Annotated in this window: 13 protein-coding genes; all 13 read left to right on the top strand. The window is 29.9% G+C overall.

The genetic code is table 11. From position 1 onward, the window contains the following. Positions 1-854, top strand: an 854-nt coding sequence (locus ACH2BC_RS03020; RefSeq protein ID WP_395052508.1) for a bifunctional UDP-3-O-[3-hydroxymyristoyl] N-acetylglucosamine deacetylase/3-hydroxyacyl-ACP dehydratase, incomplete at its 5' end; no start/stop codon positions are given. Between the two features lie 94 nt (positions 855-948). Next, positions 949-1,734: an acyl-ACP--UDP-N-acetylglucosamine O-acyltransferase gene (lpxA, locus tag ACH2BC_RS03015; RefSeq protein ID WP_395052507.1), complete on the top strand. Its 786-nt coding sequence runs from the start codon at positions 949-951 to the stop codon at positions 1,732-1,734. A gap of 99 nt (positions 1,735-1,833) precedes the next feature. Continuing rightward, positions 1,834-2,400, top strand: coding sequence for an elongation factor P (gene efp / locus ACH2BC_RS03010; protein WP_395052506.1), 567 nt, complete (start codon positions 1,834-1,836; stop codon positions 2,398-2,400). Between the two features lie 232 nt (positions 2,401-2,632). Then, entirely contained in the window at positions 2,633-3,562 is a 930-nt protein-coding gene (locus ACH2BC_RS03005) for a UDP-3-O-(3-hydroxymyristoyl)glucosamine N-acyltransferase (RefSeq protein WP_395052505.1), read from the top strand. After that, positions 3,563-3,925 (top strand): nuclear transport factor 2 family protein, encoded by a 363-nt coding sequence (locus ACH2BC_RS03000; protein WP_395052504.1) that lies wholly within the window; start codon positions 3,563-3,565, stop codon positions 3,923-3,925. Positions 3,926-4,030: 105 nt separating this feature from the next. Then, a complete protein-coding gene (gene sucD / locus ACH2BC_RS02995; protein ID WP_395052503.1) occupies positions 4,031-4,903 on the top strand; it encodes a succinate--CoA ligase subunit alpha in 873 nt (290 codons plus the stop codon). 302 nt (positions 4,904-5,205) lie between these two features. Next, positions 5,206-5,952 carry a 3-oxoacyl-[acyl-carrier-protein] reductase gene (gene fabG / locus ACH2BC_RS02990; protein ID WP_395052502.1) on the top strand — a complete coding sequence of 249 codons (747 nt, stop codon included), beginning with the start codon at positions 5,206-5,208 and terminating at the stop codon, positions 5,950-5,952. Between the two features lie 77 nt (positions 5,953-6,029). After that, on the top strand, positions 6,030-8,066 hold the full coding sequence (locus tag ACH2BC_RS02985) for a hypothetical protein (protein WP_395052501.1): 2,037 nt from the start codon (positions 6,030-6,032) through the stop codon (positions 8,064-8,066). Positions 8,067-8,088: 22 nt separating this feature from the next. Then, the gene (locus ACH2BC_RS02980) at positions 8,089-8,592 is read left to right on the top strand and encodes a hypothetical protein (protein ID WP_395052500.1); all 504 of its coding nucleotides are present in this window, start codon (positions 8,089-8,091) and stop codon (positions 8,590-8,592) included. Positions 8,593-8,848: 256 nt separating this feature from the next. Then, entirely contained in the window at positions 8,849-9,706 is an 858-nt protein-coding gene (gene hisG, locus ACH2BC_RS02975) for an ATP phosphoribosyltransferase (RefSeq protein ID WP_395052499.1), read from the top strand. A 356-nt stretch (positions 9,707-10,062) separates the two neighbouring features. Beyond that, positions 10,063-11,346 (top strand): histidinol dehydrogenase, encoded by a 1,284-nt coding sequence (gene hisD, locus ACH2BC_RS02970; RefSeq protein WP_395052498.1) that lies wholly within the window; start codon positions 10,063-10,065, stop codon positions 11,344-11,346. A gap of 75 nt (positions 11,347-11,421) precedes the next feature. Then, positions 11,422-12,462, top strand: coding sequence for a histidinol-phosphate transaminase (gene hisC, locus ACH2BC_RS02965; RefSeq protein ID WP_395052497.1), 1,041 nt, complete (start codon positions 11,422-11,424; stop codon positions 12,460-12,462). Beyond that, a complete protein-coding gene (hisB, locus tag ACH2BC_RS02960; protein WP_395052496.1) occupies positions 12,462-13,598 on the top strand; it encodes a bifunctional histidinol-phosphatase/imidazoleglycerol-phosphate dehydratase HisB in 1,137 nt (378 codons plus the stop codon). Before hisC ends, hisB begins: the two co-directional genes overlap by 1 nt. The last annotated feature ends 112 nt before the right edge of the window (positions 13,599-13,710 follow it).

Below are 13,710 nucleotides of genomic sequence, written 5' to 3'. Positions count from 1 at the left end.
AATTTAAAACAGAAATTGCCAATTCTAGAACATTTAGTTTTCTTCATGAATTAGAAGATTTATTAGAAAACGGTTTAATAAAAGGTGGCGATTTAAATAATGCAATTGTATATGTAGATAAAGATATTTCAACATCTACAATGGAAAATCTTAAAGTTGCTTTTGGAAAAGATAAAATTTCTGTTAAACCAAACGGAATTCTTGATAACTTAACATTACATTATCCTAACGAAGCTGCACGTCATAAATTACTAGATGTGGTTGGCGATTTAGCATTAATTGGCGTTAGAATAAAAGGTAAAGTTATAGCCAACAAACCTGGACATTTTGTAAACACACAATTTGCCAAAAAAATGTCTAAAATTATTAAGATAGAACAAAAAAATCATGTTCCTTCTTTCAATTTAAATTTAGAACCATTGATGGATATTCATAAAATTATGAGTATTCTTCCGCACAGACCACCATTTTTATTTATTGATAGAATTATCGAAATGTCAGCAAGTCATGTTGTTGGGATGAAAAATGTTACAATGAATGAAGGTTTTTTTGTAGGCCATTTTCCAGAAGCACCAGTTATGCCAGGCGTAATTATTGTTGAGGCAATGGCACAAACAGGCGGAATATTAGTTTTAAGTACTGTTCCAGATCCAGAAAATTATTTAACTTATTTTATGAAAATTGATAATGTTAAGTTCAAACATAAAGTACTTCCTGGCGATACATTAATTTTTAAATGCGATTTAATCACGCCAATACGTAGAGGAATTTGTCATATGCAAGCGTATGCTTTCGCAAATGGAAAACTAGTTGCCGAAGCTGAATTAATGGCTCAAATAGCAAAAAAGCAATGAAATAAATAGTTTATAGTTTATTGTTTTTGATTTATAGTTAATAAATTTTAACAAACCAAAAACAACAAACAACAAACCATAAACCAAACAATATATGAATCAACCGTTAGCTTATGTTCATCCTGGTGCAAAAATTGCCCGAAATGTTGTAATTGATCCATTTACAACAATTCATAATAATGTAGTAATTGGCGAAGGAACTTGGATTGGTTCTAACGTAACTATTATGGAAGGCGCACGAATTGGTAAAAATTGCAATATTTTTCCAGGTTCTGTAATTTCTGCTGTGCCACAAGATTTAAAATTTGGAGGTGAAGATTCACTTGCAATAATAGGTGATAATACTACTGTAAGAGAATGTGTTACCATAAATAGAGGAACAATTGCTTCTGGTCAAACTAAAATTGGAAAGAATTGTTTAATTATGGCAACGGCACATATTGCACACGATTGTCATATTGGCGATAATGCAATTATTGTAAATGGAGTTGCGCTTGCAGGTCACGTAATTGTTGGCGATTATGCAATAATTGGTGGTTTGGCAGCAATTCATCAATTCATTCATATTGGAGATCACGCAATGGTTTCTGGTGGTTCTTTGGTTAGAAAAGACGTTCCACCATTTACAAAAGCTGCAAAAGAACCTTTATCTTATGTAGGAATTAATTCTGTGGGATTAAGAAGAAGAGGTTTTACAACTGAAAAGATTAAGGAAATTCAAGATATTTACAGAATTTTGTATCAAAAAAATTATAATACAACGCAAGCATTAGGAATTATTGAAGCCGAAATGGAAGCAACACCAGAACGAGATGAGATAATTCAATTCATTAGAAATTCTTCTCGTGGCGTTATGAAGGGATATTCTGGAGGATATTAGAAAGTTTGTGGTTTTTAATTTATGGTTTATAGTTAAATAAATCATTATCAAGCAACAAACTATAAACAACAAACAATAAAAACTAAAAACAATTATATAATGGCATCTACATCAGATATTAGAAACGGACTATGCATAAAATTCAATCACGATATTTATAAAATCATTGAATTTCTTCACGTTAAACCAGGAAAAGGTCCAGCTTTCGTTAGAACAAAACTAAGAAGTTTGACTAATGGAAAAGTGTTAGACAATACTTTTTCTGCAGGACATAAAATTGAAGAAGTACGTGTAGAAACGCACACTTATCAGTATTTGTATGCAGAAGGAAATGATTTTCATTTTATGAATGTAGATTCATTTGAACAAATTACATTAGATAAAAAAATTCTTGATGCGCCAGATTTATTAAAAGAAGGTACAAACGTAATGGTTCAAGTTAATACTGAAACTGATTTACCTTTATCAGTAGATATGCCAGCTTCTGTAATTTTAGAAGTTACTTATTCTGAACCTGGAGTTAAAGGAAATACTTCTACAAATGCAACAAAACCTGCAACTGTAGAAACCGGAGCAACAGTAAATGTACCATTATTTATTAATGAAGGTGATAAAATTAAAATTGATACAGCAACAAGTTCCTACATGGAACGAGTTAAAGAATAGTTTAAAGTGTTAGTAATTAGTAATCAGTGTTCAGTTGGCAGTAACAGATTACTAATAACTAAACTTAGAACTTATAACTACAAAATAATTAGTTATTATTGATTACTAAAAACTGATTGCTAAACACTGATTACTGATTACTGAACACTGAACACTGAACACTGAACACTGAATACTGAACACTGAACACTGAACACTGATTACTGAAAACTGAACACTGAATATTGAAAAAATGAAATTCTCAAGAATACATTCTTTACAAGAGATCGCTACAATTATAAATTGTCAATTCGTTGGCAATGCTGATTTTCCAGTAGAAGGTATGAACGAAATTCACGTAGTTACTTCTGGAGATATTGTATTTGTAGATCATCCAAAATATTACGAAAAAGCATTACAATCGGCAGCAACTATTGTTATAATTAATAAAGAAGTTGATTGTCCAGAAGGAAAAGCTTTATTAATTTCTAATGATCCTTTTAGAGATTTTAATATATTGACACATCATTTTCGACCTTTTCAAGCTACAGATTTAGCAATTTCTGTATCTGCAATAATTGGCGAAGGAACATTTATTCAACCCAATTGTTTTATTGGAAATCATGTAAAAATTGGTGCTAATTGTATTATTCATTCTAATGTTTCTATTTATGATGGTTGTATCATTGGCGATAACGTAATTATTCAAGCAGGAACAATTCTTGGCGCAGATGCTTTTTATTATAAAAAACGCCCAGATGGATTTGATCAATTGCTTTCTGGTGGACGAGTAATTATTGAAGATAACGTTGGCATTGGAGCACTTTGTACAATAGATAAAGGAGTTACCGGCGACACAACTATTGGCGAAGGAACAAAAATAGACAACCAAGTTCACGTTGGTCACGATACAATAATTGGTAAAAAATGTTTAATTGCAGCACAAACTGGTATTGCTGGTTGCGTAATTATTGAAGATGAAGTAACTATTTGGGGACAAGTTGGAACCACAAGCGGAATTACAATAGGAACTAAAGCTGTAATTTTAGGTCAAACAGGAGTTACAAAATCAGTTGAAGGAGGAAAGTCCTATTTTGGTACACCAATAGAAGAATCTCGAGAGAAATTAAAACAACTTGCCAACATAAAACGAATACCAGAAATTTTAAAAACCATAAAATAAATGCAACCTAAAGACATTGTTTTAGAATTTTATAAATCAGATATTATTCTTGATAAAATTGCTGTGAGTCAATTTTTGCATCCAGATGTTACTGTCGATTGGAACAGTAGCAAAGGTTTTATTCAAATGAACAGAGACGATATTTTAAATCTAACTGACGAATTAAGCCGAGCATACATAAGGTCTAAAATTAGAATTTCTCATATTGTTGCAGAAGAAAATACGGTTGCTGTACGCTATTCTCACTTTGTAAAAACCATCGAAAATCCAAGAGAAGAAATGCTTCTGGCACATTTTTTTGTCATTTGGGAAATTAAAGAAGATAAATTATTCAAAGGATTTCAAATGAGTCAGTTTTCATAAAAACAGTATTTTTAGTTTAAAAAAAATCTGAAATCTATATTCTAAAATCCGAACTCTTTTTACTACTTTTGCAACACAATAAAAAAATTACATAAAAAATATACTATGAGTGTTTTAGTCAATAAAGATTCAAAAATTATCGTTCAAGGATTTACTGGAAGTGAAGGAACTTTTCACGCAGAACAAATGATTGAATACGGAACAAACGTTGTTGGTGGAGTTACACCAGGAAAAGGTGGTTCTACTCATTTAGATCGTCCTGTTTTTAACACAGTAAAAGATGCAGTAGAAAAAGCTGGAGCAGATACTTCTATTATTTTCGTTCCACCAGCTTTTGCTGCAGATGCAATTATGGAAGCTGCAGATGCTGGAATCAAAGTAATAATTGCAATTACTGAAGGAATTCCAGTTGCAGATATGATTAAAGCAAACGAATACATTAAAAATAGAAAATGTACCTTGATTGGTCCAAATTGTCCAGGAATTATTACGCCAGGCGAAGCTAAAGTTGGAATTATGCCAGGTTTTGTATTTAAAAAAGGAACAGTTGGAATCGTTTCTAAATCTGGAACATTAACTTATGAAGCCGCAGATCAAGTTGTAAAACAAGGATTAGGAATTACAACAGCTATCGGAATTGGTGGTGATCCAATTATTGGAACAACAACTAAAGCAGCGGTTGAATTACTTATGAACGATCCAGAAACCAATTGTATCGTAATGATTGGTGAAATTGGTGGTCAATTAGAAGCTGATGCTGCCAAGTGGATAAAAGCTGATGGAAATAGAAAACCAGTTGTAGGTTTCATTGCAGGAGAAACCGCTCCAAAAGGAAGAACAATGGGTCACGCAGGTGCAATTGTTGGTGGTGCAGATGACACAGCCGAAGCTAAAAAAAGAATTATGAGAGAATGTGGCATACACGTTGTAGATTCTCCAGCAGAAATTGGTAAAAAAGTAAAAGAAGTTTTAGGATAATTTTCTTAAAAATATATTTATAAACAAAGGACTAATTTCAGTATTAGTCCTTTTTTAATTAGAAGCAATTTGGCTTGCGCTTTTCAATAATCTAGATTCCTGCTGTACATTCTATCTTTTTTTAATTGCCTTGGGTTTTACCCAAGGCAATTAAAAAAAGGATGCCATTTCCATCAGGGCTAAAAATTTAGTAAGTAAATAAAAATTCTAGTATATAATTAGAAATCAATTTTAATTAAAATCTATTTTTTTAAAACATTAAATTAATAGTATATTTGAACTTTATATTTAAAAATAATTTTATGAAATTACTAGAAGGAAAAGTAGCAATAATAACTGGTGCAAGTCGTGGAATTGGTAGTGGAATTGCTAAAGTTTTTGCACAACATGGAGCAAATGTAGCTTTTACTTATAGTTCATCAGCCGAATCTGCATTGGCATTAGAAACAGAATTAAACGCTTTAGGAATAAAATCTAAAGGATATCAAAGTAATGCTGCCAACTTTAATGAAGCTCAAAAATTAATAGAAGATGTTCTAGTAGAGTTTGGAAACATTGATATTTTAATAAACAATGCCGGAATTACAAAAGATAATTTATTGATGCGAATGAGTGAAGAAGATTTTGATAAAGTAATCGAAATTAATTTAAAATCGGTTTTCAATATGACCAAAGCAGTTCAAAAAACAATGTTGAAGAACAGAAAAGGTTCTATAATAAATATGAGTAGTGTAGTTGGAGTAAAAGGAAATGCTGGACAAGCTAATTATGCAGCTTCTAAAGCTGGTATGATTGGTTTTACAAAATCAGTTGCACTAGAATTAGGTTCAAGAAATATTCGTTGTAACGCAATTGCACCAGGATTTATAGAAACAGAAATGACTGCTAAACTTAACGAAGATGTAGTACAAGGTTGGAGAGATTCAATTCCGTTAAAACGTGGCGGAACTCCAGAAGATGTTGCCAATGCGTGTCTTTTCTTTGCTTCAGATATGAGCGCTTATGTTACAGGACAAGTCATGAATGTTGATGGCGGAATGCTAACTTAATAAAATGTTTATTGTTTAAAGTTTGTTGTTTAAAGTTAAAACAATAAACATCAAACCAAAAACTACAAACGATACTAATGAATACGTCTACAATTTTACTTTTAATTTTATCTGTTTTTATAGCTGCTGGAATTTCTTTTTTTCAGTATTTCTATAAAAATAAAAACAATGCTAAAACCAATTTGCTTTTAGCTTTTTTAAGGTTTATAACTATTTTTGGATTATTACTTTTACTTATTAATCCAATAATGAGTAGAAGTACACTTGAAACTATTAAAACTCCATTGCCCATTGTGGTTGATAATTCAAGTTCAATGGTAGATTTAAAAGCGAATGTTTCTGCTAAAGAAGTTTATGAAAAACTGGCTTCCAATTCTGATTTAAAAAATAAATTTGATATTCAATCTTATAAATTTGATTCCGATTTTCAATCGATTGAAAATGGTGATGAAGTTAATTTTAAAGGTATTCAAACTAATATTGATGAAGTTGCTAAAAATATTAAAAGCATCAATAAAAATTTAGTTTTTCCTACAGTTTTAATTTCTGATGGTAATCAAACTTCTGGTGCTGATTATGTTTTTCAATTTGATGTAAATAATAAAGTTTATCCAATAGTTGTTGGTGATACAACTACTTATTTAGATTTAAAAATAAATCAAATTAACGTAAATAAATACGCTTTTCACAAAAATAAATTTCCAGTAGAAGTATTTTTACAATATTCTGGAACCAAATCTATAACTGCCAATTTTTCAATTTCCAACGGAAATACGGTACTTTCTAAACAAAGTATTTCATTTTCTCCATCAAAAAAATCTGAAGTTTTAAATATTTTATTACCTGCAGACAAAACTGGTTTACAAGTTTTTACAGCTAAAATTTTATCATTAGAAAACGAAAAAAACACCTATAATAATGTTAAGAAATTTGCAGTTCAAATTATAGATCAAAAATCGGAAGTTGCGATAATTTCGTCAATAAATCATCCAGATTTAGGAGCAATAAAAAGAAGTATTGAAACTAATGCACAGCGTAAAGTGACAATACTTAAACCAAATCAAGTTAGTGAGTTAAGTAAATATAATGTTTTAATTTTATATCAACCAACTGCCGATTTTAAACAAGTATTTGATGCTAATAAAAATTTAAAAATAAACTCTTTTATTGTAACAGGAAACAGTACTAATTTTGGATTTTTAAACCAGCAACAAGATCAAATAGATTTTAGAATGTCAACCCAAAAAGAAGATTATTTAGCCAATTTTAAATCAGATTTCAATCTATTTGCTACAGATAATATTGGTTTTGAAAATTTTCCTCCTTTAGAAAATCCCTATGGAACAATAAGTGCCAAAGAAAATGTTTCTGTTTTACTTTCTTCAAGTATAAGAAATGTTGAAACCAATTTTCCATTTTTAGCATTTTCTGATAATCAAGGAAAAAGAAATGCTTTTTTAATGGGAGAAAACATTTGGAAATGGCGAGCTCAAAGTTTTGTAGACAAAAAATCATTTGATGAATTTGATGTTTTTATAGATAAAATCATTCAGTTTTTGGCTTCCAACGATTCCAAGAAATCTTTGATTGTAAACCACGAACGTTTTTATAATTCAGGCGATGCATTAGAAATTACAGCTCAATACTTCAATAAAAACTATGAGTTTGACGAAAAAGCAAGACTAACAATTGCTGTAACTAATGCTAAAACCAAACAAGTAAAACGTTACGATTTATTAAAAACAACCAACAGTTTCAAAGTAAATCTTGACGGTTTAGTAGCAGGAAATTATTCGTTTACAGTTAAAGAATTAAATTCTAATGCCTCGTATTCAAGTACTTTTGAGATATTAGATTTTGATATAGAAAAACAATTTGTAAATCCAGATTTAGCTAAATTAAAGCAATTAGCATCTCAAACTAAAGGTACAGCATTTGTTCCAAACCAAATTGATGAGTTAATTAAACAATTATTGTCAAATCAAGAATATAAAGCTATTCAAAAAAATGTAGTTACTAAAACTCCTTTTATTGATTGGGTTTGGTTGCTGGTTTTAATTGCAATTTCTCTTGCTGCAGAATGGTTTATTAGAAAATATAATGGATTGTTGTAACTATTAATATACATTTTAACTTATGAACGACGCACATTTACACATGGTTGTAAACCATTTTCCAATTATTGGAACAATTTTTGGCTTAGGAATTCTTGTTGCAGGATTATTTTTAAAAAACAATATTATTAAGAACACGGCATATATTTTATTTGCTATTGCTGCAATTTTTGCATTTGCATCAATGAATACTGGTGAAGGCGCAGAAGAAATAGTTGAAGATTTTCCAAATATAGGAAAGCAAATAATTCATGAGCACGAAGAATTAGCTGAGAAATTTGCAATTGTAATGTATGTTTTAGGAATTGCATCATTATTAGGTTTGTATTTGAACTTGAAAAATAATGCTAAAGCCAAATTAATGTCGTTTTTAGTTTTAACAGTTGCAATTGTTGGAGTAATTTTATCAAAAGCAGTTGGTACTTCTGGTGGAGAAATTCGTCATACAGAAATTAGAGAAAACTCGGTAGAATCGGCTGTAAATAAAATTGAAAACAAAGAATTAGAAACCAAAGACACAGACTAAACAAATCATAATTTTTCATAAAGTTTACAAATAATTTGGTTTGTACTTTTATTTACGTTTACATTTGCAAAATAAATACAACATAAAAGTGTTTCAAAATAAATTACATCACCATCATTTTCATAATTGCTCTCAGGCGAAGTGTTAATGATATGCGTGTAAATCACAATATATAAAACCCGTTTGAGTACATCAATCGGGTTTTTTTATTTTACTCAAGTTGTACTCATTCTAAAAATTTAATCCAAACAAAGTAATGAGTACATTAAAAATTGCAATTCAAAAATCAGGTCGTTTAAACGAAGACAGTATTCAAATTCTAAAAGATTGTGGCATTTCTATCAACAATGGTAATGATCAATTAAAAGCCGAGGCAACTAATTTTCCACTAGAAGTTTTATTTTTAAGAAATTCAGATATTCCTCAATATCTTATTGATGGAGTAGTAGATGTTGCAATTCTTGGCGATAATCTTTTAGTAGAAAAAGGTCAAAACATACAAGTTGTAGAAAAATTAGGATTTTCCAAATGCAAAGTTTCTGTTGCAGTTCCAAAAACATTTCAATACAATTCTATTCAAGATTTAGAAGGATTACGAATTGCGACTTCATATCCAAACACCGTTTTAAATTATTTTAAATCTAAAAATGTAACGGTCGAATTACACCAAATATCTGGTTCTGTAGAAATTGCACCCAATATTGGCTTGTCAGATGCCATTGTAGATATAGTTTCTAGCGGAAGTACTTTGTTTAAAAACAACCTTAAAGAAGTAGAAGTTATACTTAAAAGTGAGGCGGTTTTGGCAGTTTCACCATCTATTTCAAATGAAAATCAAATCATTTTAGATAAATTATTATTTAGAATACAATCGGTTTTAAAAGCCAGAAAATCCAAATACATTTTGATGAATATTCCGAATAACAAAATTGAAGAAATTAGTAAAATTCTTCCAGTTTTAAAAAGTTTAACTGTAATGCCATTGGCAGAAGAAGGTTGGAGTAGTGTACATTCAGTTATAGAAGAAGAAACTTTTTGGGATGTAATAGATAAACTAAAAAATGCAGGCGCAGAAGGAATATTAGTTTGCCCAATTGAGAAAATGGTACTTTAAAAGAACAAAGAAAATAGAAAATAGAAAATAGAACAAAGAAAATAGAATAAGGAAATCAGACATAAATTAAATTTTAAGATTTTAAAAACTTTGCGCCTTTGCGTCTTTGCGAGAACAAAACCTTAATGAACTTAATTTTTCTTAATGGTTAAAAAAAAATATAAAGAAACCTAGTGTTTTTGAGAGTATAAAACCTTAATGACCTTAATTTTTCTTAATGGTTTAAAAAATCAGAAAACACAGAAGCTTAGCGTCTTTGCGAGAATAAAACCTTAATGACCTTAATTTTTCTTAATGGTTAAAAAAATATAAAGACTTAGTTCCAATAGCTATCGGAATTGAAAAAAAATAAAAATATGAATAAAATAATAAATCCAAAAGAAGAAGACTGGTCTAAAATTTTAAAAAGACCAACTCAATCGTTTGAAGCAATTGAAGAAACAGTAAAACAAATCTTCAAAGAAGTTCAAACAAAAGGCGACATTGCAGTTGCAAAATATTCATCACTTTTTGATGGAATTTCTGTTAAAAATTTATTTGTTTCTAAAGAAGATATAGCTCAAGCAAATGCAGAAATCTCTCAAGAATTAAAAGATGGAATACAATTAGCAAAATCAAATATTGAGAAATTTCACCAAGCACAAAAAACTTCAAAAATAGAAGTAGAAACTACAAAAGGTGTTTTTTGCTGGCAAGAAAAAAAACCAATTAATAAGGTAGGTTTATACATTCCTGGCGGAACAGCACCATTATTTTCAACTGTTTTAATGTTAGCGATTCCAGCTAAAATTGCAGGTTGCAAAGAAATAATTTTATGTTCGCCAACAAACAAAAACGGAAAAATAAATCCTGCAATTATTTACGCTGCTAATTTATGTGGTGTAACTAAAATTTATAAAGTTGGTGGAATTCAAGCTATTGCAGCAATGACATTTGGAACAGAATCTGTTGAAAAAGTGTATAAAATTTTTGGACCAGGAAATCAGTTTGTAACTGTTGCAAAGCAATATTCAACGCAATTCGGAACAGCAATTGACATGCCTGCTGGACCAAGTGAATTATTAATTTTTGCTGATGAATCTGCAAAAACAAGCTATGTAGCATCAGATTTATTAAGCCAAGCCGAACACGGAATAGATAGCCAAGTAATTCTAGTTTCAACATCCAAAAAATTAATTAACGAAGTTGAAAATGAAATAAATCTGCAAATTCAAAGTTTACCAAGAAAAGAAATTGCCCAAAAAGCAATAGAAAATTCAAAATTAATTTATGTCGAAACAGATCAAATTGCACTAGATTTAATTAATGAATATGCACCAGAACACTTTATTATTTGTGCTAAAAATGAGGATTTTTTTGTAGAAAATATAGAAAATGCAGGATCAGTTTTTATTGGAAATTTCACACCAGAAAGTGCTGGCGATTATGCTTCAGGAACCAATCATACGCTACCAACAAACGGATTTGCAAAAAATTATTCAGGCGTAAATTTAGATAGTTTTTTAAAGTCAATGACGTTCCAAAAAATTACAGAAAAAGGAATCCAAAACATTGGAAACGCAATTGAAATAATGGCAGAAGCCGAAGGTTTACAAGCTCATAAAAATGCAGTTACATTAAGATTAAATGATTTAAAATAATAAAAACTTAATGAAACTTATTGCTTTAATTGTTTAAATAAAAATAATATATTAAAATTTTAATTGTTTAAAAAAATGAAAGATTTCAATATCCAAAACATTACAAGAGAAAACGTAAAAAAAATGAGTCCATATTCCTCTGCAAGAGACGAATTTAAAGACTTCACACACACAATGGTTTATCTTGACGCAAACGAAAATCCATTTCAAAACGGAATGAATCGTTATCCTGATCCGCAACAAAAAAAGTTAAAAGCAATTTTATCAAAGCAAAATAAAATTCCAGAAAACCAAATTTTGCTAGGAAACGGAAGTGATGAAGTATTGGATTTACTTTTTAGAGCTTTTTGCGAACCCAATAAAGATAACATAATTACTCTTCCACCAACGTATGGAATGTATGGTGTTTTAGCAAATATTAACGCAATAGAAAACAAAGAAGTATTATTATCGTCTGATTTTCAACCTAATGTAAATGAAATTTTAGATGCTGTAAACGAAAAAACACGAATTATTTTTCTCTGTTCGCCAAATAATCCATCAGGAAATTCATTTGATGACGAATCTATTTTAAAAATCCTCAAAAATTTTAATGGAATTGTTGTTCTTGACGAAGCATATATTGATTTTTCTGAAAATGAAAGTTATTTATCTGATTTAAAGCTGTATCCAAATTTAGTAATCATTCAAACTTTGTCAAAAGCTTACGCAATGGCAGGTTTGCGCATCGGAATTTTGTATGCATCACCAGAAATTATTACTGTTTTAAACAAAATAAAACCACCTTATAATGTCAATGTTGCTTCGCAAGAACATGCAGAAAAAAAATTATTGCAAAGCACACTCGAAGCACAAGTAAAAAAAATAAAAACAGAACGAAATAAGACTATAAACGCCTTATCTAATCTTAGTTTTGTACAGAAAATTTTTCCAACTGACGCCAATTTTATTTTGATAAAAGTTGACGATGCAACCAAGCGTTACGATCAATTGATTGATAAAGGAATTGTTGTTCGCAACAGAAGTAATCAACCTTTATGCGAGAATTGTCTGCGAATTACAGTTGGAAATAAAGAAGAAACAGAACAACTAATTACAATTTTAAAATCGTTATAATGGCACAAAAAATATTATTTATCGATCGTGACGGAACTATAATTAAGGAAACAATCGATGAAAAAATTGATGCTTTTGAAAAAGTAACTTTCTATCCAAAAAGCTTAACTTTTTTGTCCAAAATTGCTTCAGAATTAAATTATAAATTAGTAATGATAACCAATCAAGACGGATTAGGAACAGATTCTTTTCCTGAAAATACGTTTTGGCCAGTTCAAAATTTTATTATTAAAACATTTAAAAATGAAGGTGTTACATTTGATAAGGTTTTCATTGATAAAACATTTCCATCAGAAAATGCAAATACAAGAAAACCGCGAACTGGATTATTAACAGATTATTTTTTTACAGATTATGACTTAGAAAATTCCTTTGTAATTGGTGATCGATTAACCGATGTAGAATTGGCTAAAAACTTAGGTTCTAAAGCAATATTCATTAACGACAATACCAATTTGGGAACTTCAGAAATCACTTCTAAAAGAGAAGAATTAGACAATTTCATTGCAAAAGAAACCAACGATTGGGAAGAAATTTATACCTTTCTAAAACTCGAAAACCGCAAAGAAAATTATTATAGAAAAACCAATGAAACTGAAATTTCTATCAATTTAGATCTAGACGGAACAGGAAAAAGCAACATAAAAACTGGTCTTGATTTCTTCGATCACATGTTAGATCAAATTGCACGTCATGGACAAATGGATTTGGATATTTTAGTAAAAGGCGATTTACAAGTAGATGAACATCACACAATTGAAGATACAGCAATTGCACTTGGAGAAGTATTTGCAAAAGCATTATCTAACAAATTAGGAATCGAAAGATACGGTTTTACACTTCCAATGGACGATTGTTTGGCGCAAGTCGCCATCGATTTTGGTGGAAGAAATTGGTTAGTTTGGGAAGCCGATTTTAAACGTGAAAAAATTGGAGAAATGCCAACAGAAATGTTCTATCACTTTTTCAAATCATTTACCGATGGCGCAAAAGCAAATCTAAATATTAAAGCCGAAGGCACAAACGAACACCATAAAATTGAAGCTATTTTTAAAGCATTTGCCAAAGCAATAAAAGTTGCAGTAAAACGCGATGCAAGCAAAATGATTTTACCCTCAACTAAAGGAATGTTATAAAAATACAAACTATAAATTAATGAACCTTAATATTTTAAAGGTTTAGCAAATAAAAAAATATAGTAGTTTAAAGATACTGAAACCCTGAAATTAATTCAGTGTAAACAAGTTC

It is taken from the genome of Flavobacterium sp., assembly GCF_043760115.1.
Lineage (GTDB): Bacteria > Bacteroidota > Bacteroidia > Flavobacteriales > Flavobacteriaceae > Flavobacterium.
This window is presented reverse-complemented; position numbering and strand designations above follow the sequence as displayed.